21 protein-coding genes are annotated in these 25,978 nt (G+C 66.4%); 11 read left to right on the top strand and 10 right to left on the bottom strand.

Annotation, left to right across the window (positions count from 1 at the left end):
* The first annotated feature begins 51 nt into the window (after positions 1-51).
* Entirely contained in the window at positions 52-693 is a 642-nt protein-coding gene (locus FMZ75_RS07705) for a LysE family translocator (protein ID WP_166141933.1), read from the top strand.
* Between the two features lie 16 nt (positions 694-709).
* Here the strand turns inward: FMZ75_RS07705 and FMZ75_RS07700 are convergent, their stop codons facing one another.
* The 3 genes from FMZ75_RS07700 to FMZ75_RS07690 form a co-directional block, all read right to left on the bottom strand.
* A complete protein-coding gene (locus FMZ75_RS07700; protein ID WP_246728843.1) occupies positions 710-1,468 on the bottom strand; it encodes an outer membrane protein in 759 nt (252 codons plus the stop codon).
* A gap of 68 nt (positions 1,469-1,536) precedes the next feature.
* Positions 1,537-3,987: a TonB-dependent receptor gene (locus FMZ75_RS07695; protein WP_166141931.1), complete on the bottom strand. Its 2,451-nt coding sequence runs from the start codon at positions 3,985-3,987 to the stop codon at positions 1,537-1,539.
* A 394-nt stretch (positions 3,988-4,381) separates the two neighbouring features.
* A complete protein-coding gene (locus FMZ75_RS07690) occupies positions 4,382-5,992 on the bottom strand; it encodes a PepSY domain-containing protein (RefSeq protein ID WP_246728842.1) in 1,611 nt (536 codons plus the stop codon).
* Between the two features lie 315 nt (positions 5,993-6,307).
* On the opposite strand from FMZ75_RS07690, the gene FMZ75_RS07685 reads away from it, so the two are divergent.
* On the top strand, positions 6,308-7,192 hold the full coding sequence (locus tag FMZ75_RS07685) for a hypothetical protein (protein WP_166141929.1): 885 nt from the start codon (positions 6,308-6,310) through the stop codon (positions 7,190-7,192).
* 6 nt (positions 7,193-7,198) lie between these two features.
* Here FMZ75_RS07685 and FMZ75_RS07680 read toward each other — a convergent pair whose 3' ends face one another.
* Positions 7,199-7,594 (bottom strand): YidH family protein, encoded by a 396-nt coding sequence (locus FMZ75_RS07680; protein WP_166141927.1) that lies wholly within the window; start codon positions 7,592-7,594, stop codon positions 7,199-7,201.
* Between the two features lie 134 nt (positions 7,595-7,728).
* Between FMZ75_RS07680 and FMZ75_RS07675 the strand changes: the two genes are divergently transcribed.
* Positions 7,729-8,004, top strand: a complete 276-nt coding sequence (locus FMZ75_RS07675; protein ID WP_108917458.1) for a hypothetical protein — start codon at positions 7,729-7,731, stop codon at positions 8,002-8,004.
* A gap of 3 nt (positions 8,005-8,007) precedes the next feature.
* Here the strand turns inward: FMZ75_RS07675 and epsC are convergent, their stop codons facing one another.
* On the bottom strand, positions 8,008-8,943 hold the full coding sequence (gene epsC / locus FMZ75_RS07670) for a serine O-acetyltransferase EpsC (RefSeq protein ID WP_166142076.1): 936 nt from the start codon (positions 8,941-8,943) through the stop codon (positions 8,008-8,010).
* A gap of 152 nt (positions 8,944-9,095) precedes the next feature.
* Here epsC and FMZ75_RS07665 point away from each other — a divergent pair, with 152 nt between their 5' ends.
* Together FMZ75_RS07665 and FMZ75_RS07660 are read left to right on the top strand one after the other, a co-directional pair.
* Positions 9,096-11,150, top strand: a complete 2,055-nt coding sequence (locus FMZ75_RS07665) for a M3 family metallopeptidase (RefSeq protein WP_166141925.1) — start codon at positions 9,096-9,098, stop codon at positions 11,148-11,150.
* A gap of 60 nt (positions 11,151-11,210) precedes the next feature.
* Entirely contained in the window at positions 11,211-12,374 is a 1,164-nt protein-coding gene (locus FMZ75_RS07660; RefSeq protein WP_166141923.1) for an aminotransferase class I/II-fold pyridoxal phosphate-dependent enzyme, read from the top strand.
* A 9-nt stretch (positions 12,375-12,383) separates the two neighbouring features.
* Here the strand turns inward: FMZ75_RS07660 and FMZ75_RS07655 are convergent, their stop codons facing one another.
* Positions 12,384-13,721 (bottom strand): ATP-binding protein, encoded by a 1,338-nt coding sequence (locus tag FMZ75_RS07655; protein ID WP_246728840.1) that lies wholly within the window; start codon positions 13,719-13,721, stop codon positions 12,384-12,386.
* Positions 13,718-14,431, bottom strand: coding sequence for a response regulator (locus tag FMZ75_RS07650; RefSeq protein ID WP_166141921.1), 714 nt, complete (start codon positions 14,429-14,431; stop codon positions 13,718-13,720). The genes FMZ75_RS07655 and FMZ75_RS07650 overlap by 4 nt, the downstream gene beginning before the upstream one ends.
* 182 nt (positions 14,432-14,613) lie before the next feature.
* Between FMZ75_RS07650 and FMZ75_RS07645 the strand changes: the two genes are divergently transcribed.
* The 3 genes from FMZ75_RS07645 to FMZ75_RS07635 are packed head-to-tail and all read left to right on the top strand — an operon-like array spanning position 14,614 to position 16,088.
* Positions 14,614-14,913 carry a hypothetical protein gene (locus tag FMZ75_RS07645; protein ID WP_166141919.1) on the top strand — a complete coding sequence of 100 codons (300 nt, stop codon included), beginning with the start codon at positions 14,614-14,616 and terminating at the stop codon, positions 14,911-14,913.
* A gap of 37 nt (positions 14,914-14,950) precedes the next feature.
* Positions 14,951-15,826, top strand: a complete 876-nt coding sequence (locus tag FMZ75_RS07640; protein WP_166141917.1) for a sterol desaturase family protein — start codon at positions 14,951-14,953, stop codon at positions 15,824-15,826.
* A gap of 25 nt (positions 15,827-15,851) precedes the next feature.
* On the top strand, positions 15,852-16,088 hold the full coding sequence (locus tag FMZ75_RS07635; protein WP_161913268.1) for a cysteine rich repeat-containing protein: 237 nt from the start codon (positions 15,852-15,854) through the stop codon (positions 16,086-16,088).
* Between the two features lie 67 nt (positions 16,089-16,155).
* Here the strand turns inward: FMZ75_RS07635 and FMZ75_RS07630 are convergent, their stop codons facing one another.
* Complete coding sequence (locus tag FMZ75_RS07630; protein ID WP_166141916.1) at positions 16,156-19,074, bottom strand: ribonuclease E/G; 2,919 nt, start codon at positions 19,072-19,074, stop codon at positions 16,156-16,158.
* A gap of 822 nt (positions 19,075-19,896) precedes the next feature.
* Here FMZ75_RS07630 and FMZ75_RS07625 point away from each other — a divergent pair.
* From FMZ75_RS07625 to FMZ75_RS21530, 3 genes are all read left to right on the top strand, one after another.
* Positions 19,897-21,141, top strand: a complete 1,245-nt coding sequence (locus FMZ75_RS07625) for an N-acetylmuramoyl-L-alanine amidase (RefSeq protein ID WP_246728838.1) — start codon at positions 19,897-19,899, stop codon at positions 21,139-21,141.
* Between the two features lie 143 nt (positions 21,142-21,284).
* Positions 21,285-23,702: a penicillin-binding protein 1A gene (locus FMZ75_RS07620; protein WP_108917465.1), complete on the top strand. Its 2,418-nt coding sequence runs from the start codon at positions 21,285-21,287 to the stop codon at positions 23,700-23,702.
* Between the two features lie 27 nt (positions 23,703-23,729).
* Positions 23,730-24,434, top strand: a complete 705-nt coding sequence (locus tag FMZ75_RS21530; protein WP_246728837.1) for a nucleotidyltransferase domain-containing protein — start codon at positions 23,730-23,732, stop codon at positions 24,432-24,434.
* A 5-nt stretch (positions 24,435-24,439) separates the two neighbouring features.
* Here the strand turns inward: FMZ75_RS21530 and ccmB are convergent, their stop codons facing one another.
* Positions 24,440-25,111: a heme exporter protein CcmB gene (ccmB, locus tag FMZ75_RS07605; protein WP_166141910.1), complete on the bottom strand. Its 672-nt coding sequence runs from the start codon at positions 25,109-25,111 to the stop codon at positions 24,440-24,442.
* Positions 25,108-25,779: a heme ABC exporter ATP-binding protein CcmA gene (gene ccmA / locus FMZ75_RS07600; protein ID WP_166142072.1), complete on the bottom strand. Its 672-nt coding sequence runs from the start codon at positions 25,777-25,779 to the stop codon at positions 25,108-25,110. The genes ccmB and ccmA overlap by 4 nt, the downstream gene beginning before the upstream one ends.
* Positions 25,780-25,978: the final 199 nt, after the last annotated feature.

Here is a 25,978-nt window from a genome sequence, read left to right as displayed (position 1 = left end):
GAGCGGCGCCGACGGCCCTCATGCGGGCTGTCGAAGTGGAGCGCAGGCGAAGTGAGCGGCCGTTATCTGGTTTTCGTGGCGACGGTTGTCAGCCTGATCGCGGTTCCAGGACCGGATATGCTCTATGTGCTCGGCCGCTCGCTGGCCGCCGGCGGGCGGGCGGGCTGCTTTTCCGCGGCCGGCATAGCGTCTGGCTATGCGCTGCTCACCCTGCTGGTGGCGGCGGGGTTTCAGCTCGTCTTCGAGGCGTTTCCGGCGCTGTTCCTCGCCCTCAAATATATAGGCGTCGCCTATCTCTCCTGGCTCGCTTTTCGGCTCGTCCGCTCGGAGGGCGGGCTCCACGCGCCGAGCCGCGGCCCCAGGCGCAGCGAATGGGCCTCCTTCTCGGCCGGCGTCGCGACCAGCCTGCTCAATCCCAAGGGACTTCTCTTCTATTTCGCCATATTGCCGCAATTCTTCGCGCCCGCCGACGGGCCGTTCTGGCGCCATGCGCTCGTCTATGGCTGGACGACGAGCTTTCTGTGCCTCACGCTCTATTCCGCGCTCGGCTATGCGGCGAGCTATGGCGCGCGGCGGTGGACGCCGGAACCGTCGGCGAGTCGCGATTTCTCACGGCTCGCCGGCGTTCTGCTGCTCGCGTCGGTGCTGGCGATGCTGGGCGCCGAATGGAGCGGCGTCACGGCCGCGCGCTGACCGCCGCGCGCCGGCCTCATTTGGTCAGGATCGGCGCCGGCGGAGCGGCGGGCGTCGCGAAATGATAATTGACGCCGCCACGCACGATATGGCCGGCGCTCTTGACATTGAGCGGGACGGCGCCGAAATTGGTGGAATAGGCGACGCCAGAATCCGCGAGCTCCGTATAGAGATATTCGCCCTTCACAGAGATTTTGTCGGACCATGCGTATTCGACGCCGGCGCCCGCGGTCCAGCCGGCGCGCACCGTCGTTCCGGTGGAGAGCTGGCCGAGGGTCAGCGGAAGCTGGGAGGTGAAAGCCGTCGGCACGAAATCGCTTCCATAGGCGAGGCCCGCCGTTCCGTATATGAGCCAGTTGCGCGTGAAGGCGTAGCCGACGCGGCCGCGGAATGTGCCGAACACGCCAGTCTCCGTCGCGCTCGGCGTGTTCCAGCCGACCGTCTCCGCATTCTGCGACCCGCGATAGCCGAAATCGGCTTCGAGGCCGAGGACGATCGTCGGCGTCCATTGCCAATTATAGCCGAGCGTTCCGCCGCCGAGGAAGCCCGCGCCGCGAATGGGCGTGTCGCGCAAATAGGTGAAGGTCCCCTCGCCGAGCAGCGCGCCGGCATAGGCGCCGACATAGAACCCCTGCCAGCTGAACGCGGGAGCCGGGGCCGCCAGCGGAGCGGGCGGCGCCTTGGCGGAAGGAAGATCGGAGGCGATGGCGGAGCCCGCCGCGAGCGCGCCGACAAGGGCGCCGATCAGCCGAAGCCTGTCATTCATATATCGCATGTTTGCACTCCTCGAACGCTCGTCGCCGCGCGCCGCTCCACGCGAGCGCGCCGAAAGCAGCCAAAACTTCAATAGAGCTTGACGGTCAGCGTGCCGCCGAAAGTGCGCGGCTGCGCCTGCAGAGTCACGGTCGCCGCCGTGGTGACCGATCCCGGACTCCAGGCGGTGACGTAGCGCTGATCGAAGAGATTCTTCGTCCAGAACATCAGCTGCCAGCTCTCGTCGTCGGCGCGCAGTCCCGCTCCCGCATTCACCAGCGCATAGGCTGGCTGCCAATATTGGAAGACGGAATAAGGATTGGTGAGCCGCTGCTTGTCGCGCCAGGACAGATTCGCATAGAGGATTCCGGTGACGGGACGGTTGGCCCAGCCGCCGACATCGGCGAAGAGATTGCCGAGCGGAAGCTCGTAATTGGCGCCGGCGTTGAACGACCACAGCGGGAAATTCTCGAATCGTGAGTTGTCGCGATTGAGCGACGCCGGCGCGGCCGGCTGGCCCGCCACCGTCGGCCAGAGCCAATCGGCCGGCGGCGGCGATTTGTCGAAATTGATGTAGCGCGCTTCCGCATAGGCGCCGTTGAGCGTGAGCCACAGGCGCTCGACCGGGCTCCAGCGCGCGTCGAGCTCTATGCCGCGCAGACGCACATGACCGATGTTGCCGAGATAGTTGCGACGCAGGACCTGGCCAGTGCTGTCGCGATAGTCGGTATTCACGAGCTGCGCCTGATAATTGAAAATATCGTTCCAATAGACGTTGGCGTTGACGATGAGCCTGTTGTCGAGCCAATTGGTCTTGACGCCGAGCTCGTAATCCCAAGACACCTCCGGCTTGGTGATGACGGGCTGAAACTGCTTGAAGTTGCCCTTGTCGTCGAGGATCGGTTGCGCATCCGTATTGATCGCGCCGGATTTCTCGCCGCGCGCCACCGAGCCATAGACGAGGACGTTCTCATTGTAGCGATAGGAGGGATTGAAGAGGCCGGAGAGCGAGTTGAAATATTTCTTCACCGCGCCCGTGTCGTAGAAGCCGACGCCGCCGCCGCCGCGGATCGCCGCATCGACGACGAAGGGATTGAGTCCCTCCCCCCAAGCCTCCTCCCAGGCGAACACCGAGCCTTCGCGAATCTCATAAGTGTCGCGCAGGCCGAAGGTCAGCGCCCATTGCTCGTCTATGTGATAGGTTCCCTGCCCGAAGGCCGCGACGCTGAAGGTCGTCGCCTTGCCGTCGCGATGATTCTTGAAGCCGTTGAGCAGCGAATTGCGCTGCGCGACCGCCGTCGCCGAGCTGCCCGAGTTGAACCAGCGGCCCGCATCGGAGCCGAAGTCGAAATGATTGAGCGACCAGACGCGCTCATAGAGCGAATAGAGGCCGGTCTGCCATTCGAACGTCTGCTCCTTGGGCGAGGTGAAACGTATCTCCTGCGAGAATTGATCGACGGAGACGTCATAGGCGTTGGAGGTGATCTCCGTGAGCTGCTCGCCGAGCGAATTGCGCGGATGCAGGCGGAACTCGCGCCAGGCGGAGATCGATGTGAGCGTGTTCTCCCCGAGGCTCCAGGTGAATGTGTCGGAGACGCCGATCGTGCGCTGATCGAGCGTGCCGACGCGCGTCTGAAAGCGCGTGTAGGGATCATAGGTGAGGATCGGCTTGCCGAGACGTTTGGCGAGCGTCGTCGCGTAAGAGGCGCCGAGCGTTCCATTGGCGAAGAGCGGCACGGAGTCGCCGATCACGCCGCTGCCGGAATTATTGTATTCATGCGAGGCGGAGCGGTCGAAGATGAGCCGGTTGGTGATTTCGTCGCCGACATAATAGAGCTGCCCGCGCACGCCCCAGCGATCATTGTTGAGATAGCTCGCGCCGGTGACGGCGTCGCGTATCCAGCCGTCGCCCTTGTCGAGATAGAAAGTGACGCGATAGGCGAGCTTGTCGTCGATGATCGGGCCGGTGACGTTGAGCTTCTCGATGAAGCGATTGTAATTGGCGAAAGACGATTCGATCGTCGCCGAGCGCGTGAAGGCCGGCAATTGCGTGCGGATGACGACCGCGCCGACCGTCGTGTTCTTGCCGAGCAGCGTGCCCTGCGGGCCGCGCGCCACCTCGAAGGATTGCAGATCGACGAAGTCCTGCCATTGAAAGCCGACATGGGTGTAGAAAACATCGTCGACGATATAGCCGACCGAAGCCTCCGAGCCGTCGGCGCCGCCCGATGACGCGCCCGTGCCGCCGGCGACGCCGCGGATCGCCGTGCCGGAGGTGCGCGGGTTGGAGATGTTCGGACGATAATTGGGGACCTTCTCGGCGAAATCCGACAAACGCTCGAGTCGCTCGCGCCCGGCCGCCTTGGGGCCGACGACGCTGACGGGCAGAGGAACGTCCTGCGCCTTCTCCTCGCGATTGCGCGCCGTGACGGTGACGTCGTCGACCTGCGCGCTCACCGCGGCGGCGCCCGTCTGGCCGACCACCGGATCGGGGATCGGCGCCGGAGCCGTCTGCGCCGCAGCCGAGCCGCCACAAGCCATTCCAACGGCTAGAACGCCGGCCGCCGCCAATGACGCAAAACCGACGCTGCGCAACAAACTCGCACGCGACGCGCCGCCTATTCCCCTCGCTTTCGACATCACTGAATTCTTCCCCATGTCCCGCCGCGCGCGGCTCTCGTGAGACGCGGCGCGGGTTACGCTCGCTCCACCATGGCGCGCTTACGTATAATATCTATAGATTACGTAGATTTATAAGAGCGCGTCAACAGCTGCGCTCGACCTCTTCGCAGCGCTTCGACTTTCTGGAGCCGCCTGTGGCGCCGACGCCACAGGACGATATGCGCGAACGAAGAGCCCCGCCTCCTCGAGGGAGGCGGGGCTCTTCTAGTCTATCCTATGGTATCAATAGAGATTGAGATCGGCTGCGCGCCGGTCAGGCGGTCTGCGCGGCGCGACTTTCGCGCTTTTCGCCGCTCGCCGCCTGCGGAGCCGGAAGCGAGCGCCGCAGACGCCGCCAGGCCAACACCACGGCGCTGGCGCTCAGCGCGACGCCGAAGGATATCCACACGCCCATCCAGCCCCACCAGAGCCAATGATTGCGGAACCAGCCGAAATCCCAATGATGCACAGCCGAATAGAGCCAACGATAGGCGCGCCGGCTCGTGTCGAATTTGGCGAGCAGGCGGCCGTCGGCCAGATCGATATAGAGCGATGTGCGCTCCGCATCCGCGAAATCGACGCGCAGCACGGGCAAGGGCTTGTCCAGCGCCGTCTGTCGATGATTGGCGAAATAATAGGAATCATAATCGGCGAGCGTCTCGGCGCCGGCGATGGCGACGCCCTCCTTCAGCCGCTCCGCGGCGGCGCGCAGCGCCGGCTCGCCGAGGCTCGCGACGGCGCCCGGCGCAGAGACGGCGCGGCGCGCGCCGTCACGCGATCGGGCGATCAGCAGCGCCTCCTCGCCCAATCGGCTCCAGGAGAGCTCCACGACTTCGGCCGAAAGGCCGAGCGCTGCGGAAGGCCGCCACTCGCGCAGGGTCTGCGGCAACCCGCCGCCGCGATAGCGCCCGAGCTCCTCGCGGCTCGCCGTCGCCTGCGAGAATATCTGCCCCGGATTGGTGGAGAGAAAACCGCTCGCCGCCCAGCCGAAAGCGAAAGTCCCGCCGATGAGGCCGGCCCAAAAGTGATATTTCAGCCAGCTCTCTCGATAGGGCTGCGTGCGGCCGCGCGCATAGGTCGGACGGCCGAAAAATCCCGGCTTCCACTTGATCCAGCCGAGGACGATTCCGGTGAAAGCGCCGACGGCCGCGAAAAATCCGGCATAGGTCAGAGCGTCGCGCCGATAATCGCCGGCGCCGAGCGCGTCCAGCCAGCGGAAAAGATGCAGCCAATTGCCGGCATAGACGAAAGCGCGCTCGACCCGCGTCGCCACTTGCGCGACCTCGCCGCTGCGCGCGGAGACGATGATCTGCGTTCCCGCCGCATCGCCGACCGCAAAGCGATGGAAAGGCTTCAGCGCCTCCGCATTGCGCAGGCCGACAGCCGCCTCCACCGTGTCGAGATAGAGCAGCGAGGGCGCGCCGAGCCAGTCGCGCGCGATGCGCTCGGCCGCCTCGCGATCGAATTCGAGCAGCGCGCCAGTGGTCGCGGAGAGAGCGAAACGGCGGCCGGCGTCGTCCTCGACGAGCCAGACCGGCTCCTCGCCGATTCGCAGCAGCCGCGCATCGGCGACGCCGCGCTCGCTCTTGGCGCCGCCATGGTCGGCGCGCGCGCGCCCCGCGCCGCCCCCCATTCCACCCCCGACCATTCCGCCGCCGCCCGCTTTCACGGCCTGCGCGCGCGCCGGAGCGCTCGCGGTCAGCGCCTCGCCGAGCGAAAGCCAGCCGTCCTGCGGGAGCAGCGCCGGCGCATGAGCGAGCCGCTGCGCGCGATCGATCGTCGGCGAGCCGATGAACGCAATGGAAAGTCCAGTCGAGAACCAGACGAGCATGAACAGCGCCAATACGACGCCCACCCATCGATGAAGGAAAAGCAAGATCGACATTCGTGACGCTCCGCCTCGCGCTGAATGGCCGCCGGCGTCGATCCGCCCGCGGCGAAATCCCGAAAAATCGTCACGAAACATAAATGACAAATACGACTAGGTAAATAGGAATATATCCAGTTTTCCGCGCTATTGCAGCGCGATGCGCGCCTGCGCCGCCACCCGCCCGGCGACGAATCGCGGGATCGCCACAAGCGGATTCTCCACAATCGCCGAGGCGTCGCCTCCGGCGCTAGCGTTCCCCCTGCGCCTGAGACGATCGCGACGTCGCACGAAATCGCGATCGATCGGTGAAGGCGATCTGCGGAGGAGCGGATGGGCGTCTATATCGCGCATACTCGACGCAAAACGAAACCGCACAAGCCGGAGATATCGGCGATCGACGCTGCGGCGATCGCCGCGCGCGAGCAGGCGCTCGCCGCGTTGCGCGAGCAGCAGCGCATAGAGGCCGAACGCGCCCGCGCCGAGAAAGCCGCGCGCGCATTGCGGCGCGCGGTCGGCAAGCGCATGAACGCCTGCGATCCCGACACATCGGGACGTCGCCGCACGGCGGCGCGCGCGGCTGGAATCATGCTGATCTCGGCGACCGGCGGCGTGCGCACGCAGAGCGTCACTCTGTTTCGCGGCTCGGGACGCGCCGGCTCAGATCTCTGGCTCGCCGATGTGCAATTCGAGCAAGAGAGAGGCGTCGCGCATTTCATCAATGATCTCGCCACGCCGGCCGACAAGGACGCGCTCCATGCGATGCGCGCGCTGGCGCCGCGCATCGCCGAGCATATTTTCATCGGCGCCCCGCCGCAGGACGGCGTCGACGATCGCAATATGAACACCGCCTTTCGGCTGGCCCAATCTTTCATGCACAAGACTCACTACACGGCCTCGCTCTCCGAGGAGGAGAAGGAGCGGCTGAGCCTCGCGATCTTCGAGGAGCTGCAATCGGTCACGGCCATGCGCCTGCGACATTTGCACAAGGAGCTCGAGCGCATCGTCGAGACGCTGATGCACAAGACGAAACTCTCGCGCTCGGAATGCAATGGCGTCCTCGCGCCGATCTATGAAGGATACGAGGAATTCCGCCGCGCCGAGCAGGAAGGCCGGCCGCAGCGCGCGCCGCGATATCTCGAGACGCCCGCCGAGCGATCGCCTTCTGTCCAAATGGAAGAGGAGGACATTCCCGCGACCGGAACGCATGGCCGCTGAGCGGCCTCAGCCGATCGCGAGATAGACGACGAATCCCGAGCCGAGCAGCAGCAGCGCGGAGAGAATGACGAGCTCGACGACGCCCGCGTCGAATCCATGCTGCGCCTCGTCGGCGATGAGACGCCGCGTGTGAATGAAACGCACGGTTGCGACTATGATAAGCACAACGCCGCCGAGCGCCAGCAGGCCCCCGCCTCCCCCGCTCGTCAAAGGTCCCGACAATTTTTCGAAACGCCGCAATATCGCGCCGCGCTCCGCCTCGGGAAGCGTGAGGCTGATCGTGCGCACGAACAGATCGAATTTTTCGATCACGAAGCCGAGCGCCATGATCGCTACGCCGGTGCGAACCCATGCGAGAAACGTCCGCTCATTGGCGGCATGGCTGACATAGTCACGTATCATGGCGTCTCCTCTCGCGGCTCCGGGCGGATGCCGGCGGATCATATGCAGGGCGACGAGACGACGCACATTGATCCGCTTCGATGGCGCGATAAATAGCCCCTCGTCGATCCGCAGACATCTTCGGAGCTTCCGCCATGATCTATCCGTTGACGCGCCTGTCGGCCGCCATGCTGATCGCCGCGACCGCGGCCTCCGCCCAGGATTGCCGATCGACGAGCGATTCGGGAGCCACGCGATGCATCTCCGGCGTGCTCTACAGATGCACATGCACGCGCGGCGTCGGCGCGACGACCTGCACATGGGACAATGCGGCGGCGCTCTGCTCGGCGCTCTCCGAGCGGAACGTCCCTATGGGCGAGGGAGACGCGAAGGAAGAGACGCCGGCGAGCGCCGCCGCGCCGACCCCGTGACGCTCAGATGCCGGCGCCGAAGGTGAAGGATTCGCTCAGCGGCTTCGCCTGAGTGACATTGCTGCCCGCCGGCACGCCATGCGTCAGCCAGACATTGCCACCGATGACGGAGCCGCGGCCGATCGTGATTCGTCCGAGCACAGTGGCGCCGGCGTAGATCACCACATCGTCCTCTATGATCGGATGACGTGCGCCGCCCTTCACCAGCGCGCCGCTCGCATCGACCTCGAAGCGCTTCGCGCCCAGCGTCACCGCCTGATAGAGCCGCACATTCTTGCCGATGATCGCGGTCTCGCCGATGACGACGCCGGTGCCGTGATCGATGAAGAAGCCTTCGCCGATCTCCGCGCCCGGATGAATGTCGATTCCCGTCGCCGAATGGGCGATTTCCGAAACGAGCCGCGCGAGCATGGGCGCGCCGAGCAGATAGAGACGATGCGCGAGCCTGTGACGAATGATCGCCGAAAGGCCGGGATAGGAGAACACCACCTCGTCGAGGCTCTTCGCCGCAGGATCGCCCTCGAAGGCTGCGCGAATGTCGGTGTCGAGCAGCGCGCGTATCTGCGGCAGCGCCTGCGCGAAAGCGTCGACGATCTCATGCGCGCGCGGCCGATGGTCGATGGTTCCGTCATCGGAGCCATTGGCCAGCAATAGCAGCTCGCGGCGCACCTGCTCGCGCAAGGCGCGCAGGCTCTTGTCCAGCGTGTAGAGCACGAAGCCGTCGGCGCCGTCTGTCGTCAGCTCCGGCGGACCGAAATGGCGAGGGTAGAGGCTCGCCGCGAGGTCCTCGATAATCTCGATCGTCGCCTCGCGCGAGGGCAGTTCGGGCAGGCGCCCGTCACGATAGCGCCGCTTCTGTGAGGCGCGGCGCAATTCGCCGAGCTCCGCGACAATGCCGCCGAGCCGCGGAAAGCCGCCGAATTCGGCTCTGGTGGGAATGGGCTCCGCCTGCGGCCCATGCTTTGCTTGCTGCGTCACCCGCGCCGCCCCTCAAACTCAGTCTATAAATCTACTACACTAATGTGGGATGGAGGACAACTGGCGCGAGGGCGCGCGAGCGCCTAATCTCGCGGCGAAGACCGAGGAAAAAGATGACGATCGAAAATCCGCTGCTCTCGCCGCCGCCCTCCGCCTCGTCCCCCGCTTTCGGCCTGCCGGCCTTCGGCGCGCTGAAGGCCGAGCACTACCGTCCCGCCTTCGAGGCCGCCATGGCCGAAAATCTGGCCGAGATCGCGCGCATCGCCGAAAATCCCTCGCCGCCCGATTTCGAGAACACGATCGCCGCTCTCGAGCGCTCCGGCCGCCTTCTGGCCCGCGTCGGCGGCGTCTTCTGGAATCTCTCCGCGACCGACTCCACGCCTGAGCTTCAGGAGATCGAGCGCGAAATGTCCGGCGCGCTGGCGCGGCACGAGAATGAGATATTGCTGAACGCCGCGCTGTTCGCCCGCGTCGACGCGCTCCATGCGCGCCGCGACGCGCTGGCGCTGACGGCGGAGCAGGCGCGCGTGCTGGAGCTCACGCATAAGCGCTTTTTGCGCGCCGGCGCGAAGCTCGACGAGACGGCGAAGCGCCGCATGACGGAGATTTCCGAGCGCCTCGCCACTCTCACCACTTCTTTCGCGCAGAATGTCCTCACCGACGAGGCCGATTATCTCCTGCTGCTCGAGGAGAGCGATCTCGACGGACTGTCGGAAGATTTCCGCGCCTCGGCGGCGCAGGTCGCGCAAGAGCGCGGCGCGCCCGGCAAATATGGCGTCACCCTCGCGCGCTCGAGCGTCGAGATTTTCCTGCAGAGCTCGACGCGCCGCGATCTGCGCGAGACCGCCTTTCGCGCCTGGGCCAGCCGCGGCGAGAATGGCGGCGCGACCGACAATCGGGCTTTGATCGCCGAGATTTTGCGCCTGCGCGAGGAGCGCGCGCGGCTCAACGGCTTTGCGAATTTCGCCGCCTATAAGCTCGACGACACGATGGCGAAGACGCCCACGGCCGTGCGCGAGCTGCTCGATCGCGTCTGGGCGCCCGCTCTCGCCGCGGCGAAGACCGAGCGCGACGATCTGCAAGCGCTCGCGGAGCGCGACGGCGCCAATGTCGCGATCGGCGCCGCCGACTGGCGCCATTACGCCGAGCGCGTGCGCAAGGAGCGCTACGATCTCGATCAAGCGGAGCTGCGTCCCTATTTCCAGCTGGATCAGATGATCGCCGCCGCCTTCCATGTCGCGACACGTCTGTTCGGCCTCTCCTTCATCGAGGTGGAAGGGCTCGATCTCTATCACCCGAGCGTGCGCGCCTTCGACGTCCGCGATGCGAAAGGCGAGCATGTCGCGCTCTTCCTCGGCGATTATTTCGCGCGGCCCTCCAAGCGCGGCGGCGCCTGGATGTCGGAGTTTCGCGGCCAGGAGAATCTCGACGAACGCATTCGTCCGATCGTCGTCAATGTGCTGAATTTCTCGCGCGCGCCCGATGGCGCGCCGACTCTGCTCAGCCTCGACGACGCCCGCACTCTATTCCACGAGTTCGGCCATGCGCTGCACGGAATGTTGTCGGACGTCACCTATCCGCTCGTCGCCGGCACAAATGTCGCGCGCGATTTCGTCGAGCTGCCCTCGCAGCTCTATGAGCATTGGCTGCTGGAGCCGGAAATTCTCCGCGGCTTCGCGCGCCACGCCGAGACTGGCGCGCCCATGCCGGAGGAATTGCTCGAGCGCATCCAGAAGTCGCGGCACTTCAACCAGGGCTTCGCCAGCGTCGAATTCTGCGCCTCCGCCTATGTCGATCTCGATCTGCACGAAAGCGCCATCGACGAGAGCTTCGATGCGCTTCGCTTCGAGCGTGAGAGCCTCGCGCGCATTTCGATGCCGGAAGAGATCGTCATGCGGCACAGAACGCCTCATTTCACCCATGTCTTCGCCGGCGACGGCTATTCTGCCGGCTATTACTCCTATCTCTGGGCGGAAACGCTGGACGCCGACGCCTATGAGGCTTTCCTCGAGGCCGGCGATCCTTTTGCGCCCGACATTGCGGAACGCTTGCGCCGTCACATCTACGCCGCCGGTGGAACGCAGGATCCGGCCGAGGCCTATGTCGCCTTTCGCGGCAGAATGCCGAATGTCGACGCGCTGCTGCGTCAGCGCGGCTTCGCGCGATAGGAGCGCGAGCGCGACGGCGCGCCCCATGAATGTCATATTCGTCTCCGCTATTCTGATCGAATGACGACGCCTCCCTCCCCTTCCAGACGCAGCGCGATCGCGCCTTTCATCGCGATGGATGTGCTGAGCGAAACGCGCGAGCTCGAGCGGCAGGGCCGCCGCCTCGTCCATATGGAGCTGGGCGAGCCCGGCGCGCCGGCGCCGCTCGCCGTGCGTGAGGCCGCAACGCGCGCGCTTGCCGAAGGCGTCATTGGCTATGCCGAAGCGCTCGGCCGCCCGGCCCTGCGCCAGCGCATCGCGCGCCATTATGGCGAGGCCTATGGCGTCGATGTCTCGCCGGAGCGCGTCATCGTCGCCACCGGGTCGTCGGGGGCGTTCCTATTGGCCTTTCTCGCCGGTTTCGATCCGGGCGCGCGCATCGCCATGACGGCGCCCGGCTATCCGGCCTACGCCAATATTCTCGCCTCGCTCGGTCTCGAGCCCGTGCTGATCGATGTCGGCGCCGACACGCGCTATTCGCCGACCGCCGCTCTGCTCGAGGCGGCGCATCGCGCAAAACGCCTCGACGGCGCGCTGCTGGCGAGCCCGGCCAATCCCACCGGCGCGATGATTCCGAGCGCGGAATTTCAAAAAATCTGCGCCTTCTGCGAAGACGCCGGAATTCTCTTCGTCTCCGACGAGATCTATCACGGCCTCTCCTATGAGCGGCCTTGCGAGACGGCGCTGGCGCATTCGCGCAACGCCATCGTCGTGAACAGCTTTTCGAAATATTATGCGATGACCGGCTGGCGGCTCGGCTGGCTGGTCGCGCCCGAATCTTTGATGCGGCCGATGGAGCGGCTGCAGCAATCGCTCGCCATTTCGGCGCCGACGCTGGCGCAGATCGCCGCGCTCGAGGCTTTCGAGGCGAAGGCGGAGCTCGAGGCGGTGAAGGCGAGTTATGCGCGCAGCCGCGCGCTCTTGCTGGAACGGCTGCCGCGCTTGGGCTTCGCCGATTTCGCTCCGCCGGACGGCGCCTTTTACATCTACACCGATATCTCGCGTTTTTCCGCGGATTCGGCGGCCTTCTGCAAGCGAATGCTCGAGGAGGCCGGCGTCGCCGTCACGCCGGGAATCGATTTCGATCGCGCGCGCGGCAAGCGAATGCTGCGCTTCTCCTACGCCGGCGCCGAGAGCGAGGTGCGCCTCGGCCTCGACCGCCTCGCAACCTGGCTCGGAAAGTGAACCGACCTTTTAAAACAAAGGTAGCGTAACGGCGACGCGCGCGCCGCCTTTCACAGCGCGGCCGATCGTCACCTCGCCGCCATGCGCCTCGACGAGCGCGCGCACAATGGCGAGGCCGAGGCCGGCGCCGCCCGCGCCGCGACTGCGCGATGTCTCCAGCCGGCTGAACGGCTCCAGCATCAGCGCGCGCTGCGCCTCCGGAATTCCCGGCCCTTCGTCCTCCACCGCGATCTCGACGCAGGCGCCGCGCGATGTGAGAGAAACATGCGCGGCATGGCCATATTTCAGCGCATTGTCGATAAGATTGGCGAAGACGCGACGCAGCGCCAATCGATCTCCGAGAATGATCGCATCGGCGACGCCGTCCAAATCTATATCGACAGCAGCGCTCTGCGCACGATCCTCGACCTCGGCGCGAAGCAGCGCCGCGACGTCGATCATCTCGCGCGCGAGCTCTCCGGCGCCGGCGCGGCTCGAGAGAAGCGCATCGTCGAGCAGCCGGATCATATCGTCTATATCCGCAATGGCGCGGCTCCGCTCGCCATCGTCGGCGATCGCTTCGACACGCAGCCGCAGGCGCGTCGCGAATGTGCGCACGTCATGCGAAATGCCGCCGATCAGCGCCATGCGTGCGCGCAGGAGACCGAAGAGCCGCGCCTGCAATCGCTCGAAGGCGGCGACGAGCGCGCGCACTTCCGGCGCATTGCCGCTCTGGCGCGGCAGCGGCGCCGGCTCGCCGGAAAGATCGATCGCGTCGACCGCGGCGGCGAGACGCGCGATCGGCTTCGTCTCGCGATGCATGACGAGCAGAGCGGCGAGCGCCACGAGCGTGCCGAAAAGGCCGGCGAGCAGCCCGACCGGAACGCCCGAGCGCGCCACCATCATCGCGCCGCGCGTGTCGATGAGCAGCGTCTCGCCGCCCCGCAATGAAATGCGGAACTCGAGCGCATTGGAGAGCGCGCCCGCGAGACGCGGAAATCGGCGGCCGATCGACAAAGTGGGGCGCCATTCCAAAATCAGCGCGCGGCCATCCAGCGCGTCGGCATAGTCGCGGCGAATGTCGTCCGCGACGAGCGGACCGGACGGCGCCATGACCACGCCGGCCGGCAAGAGCCGCGGCGCGAATAGGGGCGACGCCACCGCCTCCAGCGCCAGCGCGCGCATTTGCGGCGGCGTGCGCTCGATCAGCTCGACGACGGCGGCGACATGCTCGGGCGTCGGCCGGGCCCGCGCGCTCTCATCGGCGGTGAAGCGATAGAGCGCAGCGATGGCGGCGACCCAAACCGCCGTCAGGCTCACGATGACGATGAGCGTGAGGCGCGCGGCTATGGTCCAGCGCGACATCATGAGAGGCGTCGGACCTCGGCTTTGAGCAAATAGCCGCCATTGCGCACAGTGGCGATGAGATCGCCGCTCGCCCCCGCCGCATCGAGCTTCTTGCGCAGGCGCGAGACCAGCATGTCGATCGCGCGATCATAAGGATCGGCGTTGCGGCCATGCGTCCAATCGAGCAATTGATCGCGCGTCAGCACGCGGCGCGGATGCTGGACGAAACAAGCGAGCAAATCGAATTCCGCGCTGGTCAGCGCGATCGGCGTGTCGGCCGATTCGAAGTTGCGCGCGTCGAGATCGAGCACGAAGCGATCGAAAGCATAGCGCCGGCTCGCCGGCCGGATCGGCTCCGCCTGGGCGCGACGCAGCAGCGCGCGCACGCGGGCGAGCAATTCGCGCGGCCCGAATGGCTTCGTCAGATAATCATCGGCGCCCATTTCGAGGCCGACGACGCGATCGATCTCGTCGCTTTTCGCCGTCAGCATCAGGATCGGCAGAGAATCGCTCGCGCGCAAGCGCCGGCAGATGGAGAGGCCGTCCTCGCCCGGCAGCATCAGATCGAGGATCAGCAGATCCGGCCGCGCGCGAGAGAGCGATTCGTCCATCGCGCGCGCATCCTGAGCGAGAATGAGCTCGAAGCCCTCACGGCGTAAAAAATCGCCGACCAGCCGGCCGATCTCGGGATCGTCCTCCACCATCAGAATTCGGGCTGCGGGCGCGCTCATGAGGCGAATGTCGATCCACAGCGCCCTTCACGCAAGAGCGCGGGAGGCGCTGTTACACGATGTTACGAAAGCGCGACAAAAGGAGACGAAAAGTCGCGCGATGGTGATCGGCGCAGGACGAAGCGCGCGCATCCTCATCCTCACGTCGAAGCATCGACGGCAAGAGGAAGAGGAGATTTCACATGTTTCGATCCATCGCCGCTCCGGCTCTGGCCGCGCTGACGATACTCGCCGCCGTCTCCGAGGCCGACGCCTGGACGCGCAGCGGCTCCTTCACCGGCCCGCGCGGGACGAGCAATTGGAACGCTTCGAGAAGCTGCGGCGGCGGCTCTTGCTCCTGGGGGCGCGGCGCCTCCGGTCCGCACGGCGCCTGGAGCCGCTCCGGCGCCGCGAGCTGCGCCGGCGGCGTCTGCAATGTCAGCGGCCAAGGCTCGGGACGAGGCGGCCGATCCTATAGCTATTCCCGCTCCGTCTCGCGTTGAGCGGCCGGCCCGCGTCGAGCCGCCAGGAATTCGCATCATGCCGCAACTCACGAACTCTCCGATCGACCTCCATGCGAGGCTGATCATTCTCGCCGTCGCCATCGGCTTCATGGCGCTCGAATATGCGTTCGCGCGTTTTACCGCGCACGAGCGTCACGATCTGCGCGAGAGCGCCGCCTCGCTGGGCGTCGCGCTCGGCCGCTCGCTGCTGCGCGGGGCCGAGGCGCTGATCATGGCCGGGCCTTACGCCCTCGCCTATGAGCATCGCCTCCTCGATTTCGATCCGACCAGCGCGCTCGCTCTCGTCGCGCTCTTCATCGGCGTCGAATTCTTCTATTATTGGGACCATCGCGCCTCGCATCGCGTGCGCTGGCTGTGGGCGACGCATAGCGTTCATCATTCGCCGACGCGCATGAATTATACGGCGGCGGTGCGGCTCGGATGGACGGCGGGGCTCTCGGGCAATTTCCTGTTCTTCCTGCCGCTCGCCTTCATCGGCTTCCACCCCATCGCCATAGCGCTGATGCTGACCGGCAATCTGCTCTACCAGTTCTTCATCCATACAGAACTCTGTCCGCGCCTGGGCGTGCTGGAATATGTGCTCAACACGCCGGCGCATCATCGCGTGCATCACGCCTCCAACGAATCCTGTCTCGACAGGAATTACGGCGGCGTGCTGATCCTCTTCGATCGCCTATTCGGCACATTCGCCGAGGCGCCGAAGCAGGAAGCGCTGCGCTACGGGCTCGTCGGCGGAACGCCGAGCTTCAATCCGCTGAAGATCGCGCTCGGCGAATGGGCCGCAATGTTCCGCGACGCCGCCTCCGCCGCCGATTGGCGGACATTGCTCGCGCCGCCCGGCGCATCCGAGGAAACGCCCCGCCCCGGCGAGGCGAAGGCCATCCCGGCCTGAGCTTTTTAAAAAGAGGAGAATGACGATGAATAAGACGACGCTTTACGCCCTCGCCGCAGTCGCGCTCGCCCTGGCCGCGGGTCCGGCCGCAGCGCAGACGGCGCCCGCCGGCGCCAAGGCCGATGCGATGAAGAAAGCCTGCAAGCAGGATTATCAGCGCTTCTGCAGCGGCGTCATGCCGGGCGGCGGCCGCATCATCGCCTGCCTGCAGAACCATGCGTCGGAACTCGGGCCGGATTGCGCGAAGGCGCTCGGCAAGTAACTCGGCAAGTAGGCTCCCACGGAAAAGAAAGGCGCGACGGCCGCTCGAGGCCGTCGCGCTTTTTTCGTCACTCGCCGCCGAGCGAGGCCTTGGCGCGTTGCCACCAGCCGCCCTTCTTGGGACGATTGGGGTCGGCCTCGGTAATAACCGTCTCGGTCGGCTTGCGGGGCGGAGCCGGCGGGGCTACGGCCTCGTGCACGATGGGGGTAGGCGGAGCCGCGGGCTCTGGAGCCTCCGCAGCCGCCGAGGGAGCCTCGGGCGCAAGCGCGGCAGGGGCCGCGACCTCGACCGGCGTAGCCGAATCGGCCGGAGCTTCCGGGGCCGGAGCCTCGGCGATCTGGGCCGCCTCCGTCACGACGGGAGCCGGAGCCGCCTCGGTCGCCTCATAAGGCGGAATATGCGCCTCGGCCGCAGAGACGGCCGTCTCTGCGGCGCCCTCGTCGAGCGGGAAGGCGCCCTGCTCGCGAAACTCGGGCGGCAGCGGCGAGGAGCGGGTCCAGCGGCCGGCGCGACGACCGCGTCCGCCGCGGCTGCCGCGTTCCGCCGGCCGCGGAACCTCATTGGCCGGCGCGGCGGGCACGCCATCGATCTCCGCGACAATGGCGAGGCCTTCATCCGACGGCTGCTCGGCGCCCGGCGCCGGCGCTTCACCGCCAGCCACTCCGCCGCCGCGTCCCCGACGACGGCGCCGACGGCGCCCGCGGGCCTGCCCCTCGCCCTCTTCCTCGGTGAAAGGCGCGCGTTCCGCACGCTCTTCCCGCCGCGGAGCCTCCGGCCGACGCTCGGCAATGATTTCGCCTTCGTCCGCCTCGGCCTCGGTCTCGGCGGGCTCGATCTCCTCCTCGAGATCGGCGAGCGAATCGACGCGCAGCGGCTGCTGCGTCGGAAGCTCGCGCACGCCGGTGGCCGGCTCGCCGCGCTCCAGCGCATGATAGGAGGTGCCGGTCAGGCTGTCGTCCGCCGAAACGGTGATGGCGACGCCGAAGCGGCGCTCCAGCGCCTGCAGATGGCCGCGCTTCTGATTGAGAATATAGAGCGCCACCACAGTGCGCGTGCGCAGGATGATGTCATGCGCCGCGCTCTTGATGAGCGCATCCTCGAGCACACGCAGCACATGCAGCGCGATGGAGGCGGTGGAGCGCACCGTGCCGGCGCCGGCGCAATGCGGACAGGGCACGGTCGAGCCCTCGAGCACGCCGGCGCGGATGCGCTGGCGCGACATTTCGAGCAGGCCGAAATGCGAGATGCGACCGACCTGAATGCGGGCGCGGTCGTTCTTCAGCGCGTCCTTCAAGCGGCGCTCGACCGAGCGATTGTTGCGGCTCTCTTCCATGTCGATGAAATCGACGACGATGAGGCCGGCGAGATCGCGCAGGCGCAGCTGGCGGGCGACCTCGTCGGCCGCCTCCAGATTGGTGCGCAGCGCCGTGTCCTCGATATTGTGCTCGCGCGTGGAGCGACCCGAGTTCACGTCTATGGCGACCAGCGCCTCGGTCTGATTGATGACGAGATAGCCGCCCGATTTCAGCGTCACCTGATTGGAGAAGAGCGCGTCGAGCTGCGCCTCCGCGCCGGCGGCGGCGAAGATCGGATTGGGATCGCGATAGAGGCGGACGTTCTTGGCGTGGCTCGGAATGAGCATACGCATGAAGTCCTTGGCCTCACGATAGGACTCCTCGCCGGAGACGATGACCTCCTCGACGTCGCGGCCGTAGAGATCGCGAATGGCGCGCTTGATGAGCGAGCCTTCCTCATAGACGAGGGTCGGCGCGCTGGAGCGCAGCGTCAATTCGCGCACGCTCTCCCACATGCGCAGCAGATATTCGAAGTCGCGCTTGACCTCGGCCTTGGTGCGGGTGGCGCCGGCGGTGCGCAGAATGACGCCCATGCCCTCCGGCACCTCGAGCTCCTGCACGATCTCCTTCAGGCGCTTGCGATCGGCGCCGTCGGTGATCTTGCGGGAGATGCCGCCGCCGCGCGCGGTGTTGGGCATCAGCACGGAATAGCGGCCGGCGAGCGAGAGATAGGTGGTCAGCGCCGCGCCCTTGTTGCCGCGCTCCTCCTTGACGACCTGCACGAGCAGAACCTGGCGGCGCTTGATGACCTCCTGGATCTTGTACTGACGGCGCGAGCGCGAGGGCCGGTGCGGCACCTCTTCCATCGCGTCGCCGCCGATATGCTCGACGTGCTCTTCCTCGTCCTCGTGCTCTTCCTCGTCGTCATGGTCGTCGTCGCGGCGGCGGGCCTCGGCCTCCTCGCGCTCGGCCTCATGCTCTTCATCACGCTCGTCCTGGCGACGGGCCTTGACCTCGTGATCGGCCTCGGCCGGCTCGGCCGGCGCTTCCTCGGCATGGCCGGCCTCGACGACGCCGAAGCCTTGCGGATCGACGGAGATCGGCGCCTCGGCCGCCTCCGGCGCGAGCGCCTCGGCCACCTCCGCGACAGGCGCCGATTCGGGCTCGGCGCTCTCGACGCTCGGGTCCTGCGCCGGCGTCTCGGCTTGCGCTCGCGTCTCGGCCTCGACAGGACCGGCCGCCTCGACGGCCGGGGCCTCGGCCTCGGCGCCCTCCTCGTTTTCGGGCGCGCTTTCGGAAATCACCTCATCGGCGTTGGCGCGCTTCTCCGCTCCGTCCGAATGGCGGCGGCGCGAGCGGCGGCGTCCGCTGTGCTGGCGCGGCTCCTCGTCCTCCTGCTGATGAACGCGGCTCTCCTCCTCGAGCAGAGCGATCCGATCGGCGACGGGAATCTGATAATAATCCGGGTGAATTTCGGCGAAGGCCAGAAAGCCGTGGCGATTGCCGCCGTAATCCACGAAGGCGGCCTGGAGCGAAGGCTCCACACGCGTGACCTTGGCGAGATAGATATTGCCGCGCAGAGGCCTTTTGTCGGCGGCTTCGAAGTCGAATTCCTGAACGCGATTTCCACGTAGCACGACTACGCGGGTTTCCTCCGGGTGGGAGGCGTCGATGAGCATTTTGTTGGCCATGAGAAACTCTTTGCGGCGCGACGCGAGGCGACGCCGGCGGTCTCGAGCGAACATCCCCTAGAGGATGATGCGACCGCGGTCCGGCGAAGCGTCGGAGCGTCGACGCGTGTTTTCTGGGAGTTGGTGTCGATCGCGAAACATCGGATACGCGAACCGGCGCGACCGCCGGCGGACTGGGCGAGAGGCCCGATCGGCCGCCGAAGCGAATCCGACCGGGAGCCGAAGTGACGACGGCTCGGCGCGACAGCGCGAATCGATTGCTCCGCCGGCGCGCGATACTCGCGAGCTGAGCGGGGCCTCGATCGGCGGCATGTCATGGACTTCGCCATGAGCTCGTACTTCGCCATGAGCTCGTCACAAAAACCTTATGTCACAGCGCCTTACGGCGGCGCCCGCCCGTCCGGAACCCGCGCGCGAGGCGTGCATTCGAACGTGTTCGTTCCGCGGAAAACACGCCGTCCGTCCCGAGACGGTTCCCAGCGCCGAGAGCCGACGAAATACGCGCGGCGTATTTCGGACCCTTCCACGGAACGTTTCCATACATAATGTCTCGAAGGCGACACCGCAAGTTGGGCGAGCCCATTCGGCGCCTTCGCCCACAGCCTGTCCTAAACTTCGCGTTAACCAGATATCCTCAGAAAGATTTCGGGCTCGCGCCCATGCGCGAGCCGCGCCATATTGTTTTCGGGCGAGCGCGCGAGCGGGGCGATTTTCGAAATGAACGACAGGCGACCGAGGGGAGCTCGGCCTTTGCGGGCTCAGGATCGGTCGGGCCGGCTCGCGCCTCGGCGACGATTTTCTGCGGCGGTTCTGACCTTTAGCTTGGCTTTCGCCCCATTCGGCGCCGGCGCCGAGTCCGCGTCGTCGGCCGAGCCGGTCTCGGCGATCGCCGCGCGAATCGAGCAGAAGAAGGACCGGGCGCGCCTCGTCTTCGAGACGACGGCAGAGGTGACGCCCACTGTCTTTCCCGTCGCCGATCCGTACCGAATCGTCGTCGATCTGCCGGAAATGGCCTTCCGGCTCGACCCCGAAATCGGCCGCCCGGCCAAGGACAAGCGCGGCGCCGACGATCTCGTCGCCTCCTTCCGCTTCGGCCATTTCGCGCCGGGACGGTCGCGAATCGTCATCGATCTCGCGCGTCCGGCCAAAATCATCCGCGCCGAGAGCGATTCGAAGCCGAAGTCTCCCCGATTCGTCGTCGAGCTCGAAGCGACCGACCCCGCGAGCTTTGCCGCAGAGGCGGCCCGAAGAGCGCCGGCCGCCGTCCCGAGAATCGCACAGAGCGCGGCCGTGGAGCCGCCTCCGCCGCCGGGAAGCAAGCCCATGCTGATCATCGACCCCGGTCATGGCGGCGTCGACGTCGGCGCGGCCGGACCGCATGGCGAGCAGGAGAAGACCATCGTCCTCGAATTCGCCCGCGTGCTGAAGGCCAAGCTCGAGGCGAGCGGCAGACTGCGCGTGGCCCTCACCCGCAATGAAGACGCCTTTATGGCGCTCGACGAGCGGGTGCGCGTCGCTCGCCAGGCAGGCGCCGAATTGTTCTTGTCGATTCATGCGGATACGCTCGGCGAGGCGAGCGTCGAAGGGGCGACGGTCTATACGGTCTCCGGCCGCGCCTCGGACGCCGAGGCGGCGAAGATCGCGGAAAAAGAGAATTTCGCCGATCGCGCCGCCGGGCTGGAGCCGAAATCGGAGGACGCCGGCGAGGTCGGCGACATTCTCTACGACCTCACCCGCCGCGAGACCCGCGCCTATAGCCGCGTCTTCGCCCGCACGCTGATCGCCTATTGGCAAACCTTCGGCCATCTCAACAAGAATCCGAGCCGTTCCGCCGGCTTCGTCGTGCTGAAGGCCTTCGATATTCCCTCGGTTCTGCTCGAGCTCGGCTATCTTTCGAGCGCGCGCGATCTCTCGCGGCTCGTCTCGCCGGAATGGCGCGAACGCGCGGCCGCGGCCACAGCGCAGGCGATCGAGCGCTATTTCGAGGAACGCCAGGACCCGGCTCGCGAGCAGGCGCAGGCCAGCGCGCCCGCGCAAGCCGTGGCCGCGACCGCGCGCCCACAATAAAACATAAAAACTGGCATAAGGAAGGGCGCGGATGCGGGGCCGATTCGGGTTTCCGTCGCGATAAAATATCTCTAAACGAGACGCCGACGGCGCGACGCGCGCCAGATTTCACGGCAATGCGTCTCCTTCGAGGATCATCCGTCATGCGTCTGCTCGTCCGGTTCTTCGGCTTCCTCTTCGCGACCGGCGCCATCGTCTTCCTGATCGCCGTGACGGCCGCCGCCGGCGTCGTCTATGTGTTCTCGAAAGACCTGCCGGACACGGCGCAATTGCGCAATTACGAGCCGCCGGTCACGACGCGCATCCACGCCAATGACGGCTCCATTCTCGCCGAATATTCGCGCGAGCGCCGGCTGTTCCTGCCGAGCTCGGCGATTCCGCCGCTCGTCAAGCAGGCCTTCATCTCGGCCGAGGACAAGAATTTCTACACGCACAACGGCGTCGATTTCGAAGGCATCGCCCGCGCCGCCTCGATCCTCGCCCAAGGCGGCCGGCACATGCAGGGCGCCTCCACCATCACCCAGCAGGTGGCCAAGAACTTCCTCGTCGGCAATGAGCGCAGCTTCGAGCGCAAGATCCGCGAGGCGCTGATCTCCTTCCGCATAGAGGCGGCCTATCCCAAGGACCGCATCCTCGAGCTCTATCTCAACGAGATCTATCTCGGCCTCGGCAATTACGGCGTCGCCGCCGCGGCGCTGAATTATTTCAACAAATCGGTCTATGAGCTGACGATACCGGAAGCCGCCTATCTCGCCGCTCTGCCCAAGGCGCCGAACAACTATCACCCCTTCCTGCATCGCGACCGCGCGCTCGAGCGCCGCAATTATGTCATCGATCGCATGGTCGCCGACGGCTTCGTCTCGCAGAAGGACGGCGACAAGGCCAAGACCGAGCCGCTCGGCGTCAATCCGCGCGTCACCTCGCCCAACACCTATGTCGCCGGCTTCTTCGCCGAGGAGGTGCGCCGCGAGCTGCTCGACAAATATGGGGACAAGAAGCTTTATGAGGGCGGCCTCTCGGTGCGCTCGACGCTCGACCCCAAGATGCAGGCCATCACGCGCAAGGCGTTGGCCGACGGCCTCGTGCGCTTCGACGAGGCGCATGGTTTCCGCGGGCCGATGCGCCATATCGACATCTCCTATGATTGGGGCCTGCCGCTCGCCGATATTCCGGCTCTGGGTGATGTGAAGCCCTGGCGTCTCGCCGTGGTGCTGGAGACGAATGACAGCTTCGCCCGCATCGGCCTGCAGCCCGGGCGCGAGAAATCCGGCGAGGTGGCGCGCGAGCGCGAGACCGGCCAGCTCGGCCAGGAAGGGATGCGCTGGGCCGGCCGCAGCATTCGCGCCGCCCTGTCGCCGGGCGACGTCATTTATGTCGAGCCGCTCTCGGGCCGGCCGGGACAGTTTCGGCTGCGCCAGATTCCGGAAATCTCCGGCGCCATGGTGGCGATGGACCCCTATACGGGCCGCGTCTTCGCCATGGTCGGCGGCTTTTCTTATGATCAATCGGAGTTCAACCGCGCGACGCAGGCGCTGCGCCAGCCGGGCTCCTCCTTCAAGCCCTTCGTCTACGCCACCGCGCTCGACAATGGCTACACGCCCTCCTCCTCCATTCTGGACGAGCCGATCACCATCGTGCAGGCCAATGGCGAGAGCTGGACGCCGGAGAATTTCGAGGGCGCTCACGGCACGGGCGCGCATCCGCTGCGCTATGGCATAGAGCACTCCAAGAATATGATGACGGTGCGCCTCGCCAAGGACGTCGGAATGCCGCTGATCGCCGAATACGCCAAACGCTTCGGCATTTATGACGAAATGCCGCTCTATCTGCCCATGGCGCTCGGCGCCGGCGAGACGACGGTGATGCGCATGGTGACCGCCTATTCCATGCTCTGCAATGGCGGCAAACGGGTGAAGGCGACGCTGATCGACCGCATTCAGGACCGCTGGGGCAAGACGATCTACCGCCATGACGAGCGCCAGTGCCTGGGCTGCGACGCCCCCAAATGGGAGAGCCAGAACGAGCCCAAGCTGATCGACAAGCGCGAGCAGGTGCTCGATCCACTCACCGCCTATCAGATCACCTCGATCATGGAAGGCGTCATCGAGCGCGGCACCGGGCAGTCGATCAAGGCCGTGGGCAAGCATCTCGCCGGCAAGACGGGCACCACCAACGAGGCCAAGGATCTGTGGTTCGTCGGCTTCTCGCCCGATCTCGCCGTCGGCGTCTATATCGGATACGACCGCCCGCGCCCCGTCGGCGAGGGCAAGAGCGCGCAGGCGGCGACCTATGCCGCGCCGATCTTCCGCGACTTCATGACGGTGGCGCTGAAGGACAAGCCCGACGTGCCCTTCCGCGTGCCTCCGGGCATCAAGCTGATCTCGGTCGATCCGCATTCGGGCCTGCGCTCCAAGGGCGCCGGCTCGATCCTCGAGGCCTTCAAGCCCGGCACTGCGCCTCCGGATTCCTACTCCCCGGCCGGCAGCGACGGCGGGCTCCAGTCTGGAGCCGCGCAGGATGTGGACAAGCAGGTGGGCAGCGGAACGGGCGGGTTGTACTGAAGCGGGGCGGGAAGCGATGTTCGGCCGATGATGACAGCGATCGATCCGATCATGAGCCGCTTCCGCGCCGCGCTCGGCGAGGCTTACGGCCCGCGGCTCGAACGAGTCGTGCTATTCGGCTCGAGGGCGCGCGGCGATGCGCGTCCCGATTCCGATTATGACGTGGCGATTTTTCTGACGGATATGGAGAGCCTCGGCCGCGAGGCGGATCGGATCGCCGAGATCGAGACAGACATTCTCTACGACACCGGGGCCGTCATCAACGCCCTGCCCCTTCCTCGCAGCAGCCTATCGCGAGCCGACCGCGCTGATGGGAGAGCTACGACGCGAAGGCGTCGATCTGTGAAAGCGGAAGCCGCCGACTTTCTCGAGAAGGCGCGCGAGGATCTGAGCGACGCCCGAAAGATCGCCGCGATCGGACTCTCCAAAGTCGCCGCTCGTTGCGCTTATTACGCCGCTTTTCACGCAGCCGAAGCCTTCATCGTCGAAGCGACCGGAAAGAGCGTGAAGACCCACTCCGGCGCGAGAGCCGAGTTCGCTCGTCTGGCGAAAGACAGCGGAGCGATCGACAAGTCGCTGCCGAAATTCCTCGCGAAAGCCTATATCTACAAGGAAATCAGCGACATCGGCGCCGGTCCCGGCGCCGATGTCACGCCCTCTGACGCAGAAGACGCGATCGTGGCGGCGACGCACTTCATCGATAGCATAGCGGCTTTGCTGGCTACAGAGTGACGCCTCTACTCCCCCGCGCTCCGCAACGCCGCCGCCGCGGCGAAGGGACACAGCGCCAGCGCGCCGAGGCTGATCGCGCATAAAATGGCGAAAGGCGCGGCGAAGGATACTGTGCCGCCCGTCGCCGCCTCCGCCGCCGAGACGCCAAAAATCAGCACCGGAATCGTCAGCGGCAGCACCAGCAGCGCCATCAGCAGGCCGCCGCGGCGCAGCGTCACCGTCGCCGCCGCGCCTATGGCGCCGATCAGCGTCAGCGCTGGCGTGCCGGCCAGAAGCGTGACCGTCACGGCGGCGAGCGCGGCCTCCTCCTGCTGGAGCATCAGGCCGAGAAAAGGCGCGGCCAGCGTCAGCGGCAGGCCGGTCGTCACCCAATGGGCGGCGCATTTCACCAGAACCGCCAGCTCGAGCGGGGCGCGGCCGAGGTGAAAGAGATCGAGCGAGCCGTCCTCGAGATCGGCCTGAAACAGCCGATCGAGGCAGAGAAGGCTCGCCAGCAGCGCCGCGATCCAGAGGATCGCCGGGCCGATGCGGGCGAGGAGATTGGGGTCCGGGCCGATGGCGAAAGGGACGATCGACACCATCACCAGAAAAAACACGACGCCCATGGTCGCCGAGCCGCCGATGCGGCGAGCGACGCGCAAATCGCGCAGGAAGAGAGCGAGAAGCGGAGAATTCACGAATTCGCTCCCAGCGCCAGCTCGCGCGCATCCTCGAGGCCGAGCGGCTCGTGAGTGGCGGCGATGATCATTCCGCCGAGCGCGCGATGCTCCGTCATCAGCCGGGCGAGCCGCACCCGCGAGGCGGCGTCGAGCGCGCTGGTCGGCTCGTCCAGCAGCCATAGCGGCCGGAAGACCACCAGCAGCCGGGCGAGCGCGATGCGGCGCTTCTGCCCGGCGGAGAGCATGGCGACCGGCGTCTCCGAAAGATGCGCGAGCCCTACGCGCTCCAGCGCCTCCGCCGGGGCGAGGCTGCGCCGATCCGGCTCCTCCCCCAGAAATTGCGCCCAGAACTCCAGATTCTCGCGGGCGGTGAGCGGCGCCTTCAGCCCATCGGCATGGGCGAGATAATGCAGCAGCGTCGCCGGCTCCTCCGCCTCCGTGGCGCCCTCGATCGCAATATGGCCGGAAAGACGCGGCAAAAGCCCCGCGAGCGCCCGCAAAAGCGTCGATTTGCCGGCGCCGTTGCGGCCGGTGACGATCAGCGCCTCCCCGCTCGCGAGCGTAAAGCCGAGTCCCGCGAGCACGCGCCGCCCGCCGCGGGCGATGGCGAGATCCTCCACCCGCAGACGTAGGGCGGAGGCGCGCTCGGCATGGGGACGGGAGGGAGGATGCGGAATGTCGGTCATCGGCAGAGCCAATAGAGCAACTCCGCCGCAGGGGAAATCCCCGCCTCTGGCCCGCCGGCATAGGAGGACTTCCCCCGCGCCACGATGCTTTCGCTGGCGCTATGGCGCCGAAGGGTGCTAAGCCTGCGGGCCGACCGCGGACGTTCCGAGGAATCGGGCGTCCTCTTCCAATGCGGCGCCGCGAGACGCGCGCGCGGCC

Source organism: Methylosinus sp. RM1 (assembly GCF_011378635.1).
Lineage (GTDB): Bacteria > Pseudomonadota > Alphaproteobacteria > Rhizobiales > Beijerinckiaceae > Methylosinus > Methylosinus sporium.
Note: the sequence above shows the minus strand (reverse complement) of the source record. Positions and strands in the feature narration are given on the sequence as shown.

Coding starts and splice junctions, on each gene's coding strand:
- FMZ75_RS07700 (WP_246728843.1), bottom strand. CDS start 1,468: ATGCGATATATGAATGACAGGCTTCGGCTGATCGGCGCCCTTGTCGGC.
- FMZ75_RS07695 (WP_166141931.1), bottom strand. CDS start 3,987: ATGGCTTGTGGCGGCTCGGCTGCGGCGCAGACGGCTCCGGCGCCGATC.
- FMZ75_RS07690 (WP_246728842.1), bottom strand. CDS start 5,992: ATGTCGATCTTGCTTTTCCTTCATCGATGGGTGGGCGTCGTATTGGCG.
- FMZ75_RS07685 (WP_166141929.1), top strand. CDS start 6,308: ATGGGCGTCTATATCGCGCATACTCGACGCAAAACGAAACCGCACAAG.
- FMZ75_RS07680 (WP_166141927.1), bottom strand. CDS start 7,594: ATGATACGTGACTATGTCAGCCATGCCGCCAATGAGCGGACGTTTCTC.
- FMZ75_RS07675 (WP_108917458.1), top strand. CDS start 7,729: ATGATCTATCCGTTGACGCGCCTGTCGGCCGCCATGCTGATCGCCGCG.
- FMZ75_RS07665 (WP_166141925.1), top strand. CDS start 9,096: ATGACGATCGAAAATCCGCTGCTCTCGCCGCCGCCCTCCGCCTCGTCC.
- FMZ75_RS07660 (WP_166141923.1), top strand. CDS start 11,211: ATGACGACGCCTCCCTCCCCTTCCAGACGCAGCGCGATCGCGCCTTTC.
- FMZ75_RS07655 (WP_246728840.1), bottom strand. CDS start 13,721: ATGATGTCGCGCTGGACCATAGCCGCGCGCCTCACGCTCATCGTCATC.
- FMZ75_RS07650 (WP_166141921.1), bottom strand. CDS start 14,431: ATGAGCGCGCCCGCAGCCCGAATTCTGATGGTGGAGGACGATCCCGAG.
- FMZ75_RS07645 (WP_166141919.1), top strand. CDS start 14,614: ATGTTTCGATCCATCGCCGCTCCGGCTCTGGCCGCGCTGACGATACTC.
- FMZ75_RS07640 (WP_166141917.1), top strand. CDS start 14,951: ATGCCGCAACTCACGAACTCTCCGATCGACCTCCATGCGAGGCTGATC.
- FMZ75_RS07635 (WP_161913268.1), top strand. CDS start 15,852: ATGAATAAGACGACGCTTTACGCCCTCGCCGCAGTCGCGCTCGCCCTG.
- FMZ75_RS07630 (WP_166141916.1), bottom strand. CDS start 19,074: ATGGCCAACAAAATGCTCATCGACGCCTCCCACCCGGAGGAAACCCGC.
- FMZ75_RS07620 (WP_108917465.1), top strand. CDS start 21,285: ATGCGTCTGCTCGTCCGGTTCTTCGGCTTCCTCTTCGCGACCGGCGCC.
- FMZ75_RS21530 (WP_246728837.1), top strand. CDS start 23,730: ATGATGACAGCGATCGATCCGATCATGAGCCGCTTCCGCGCCGCGCTC.
- ccmA (WP_166142072.1), bottom strand. CDS start 25,779: ATGACCGACATTCCGCATCCTCCCTCCCGTCCCCATGCCGAGCGCGCC.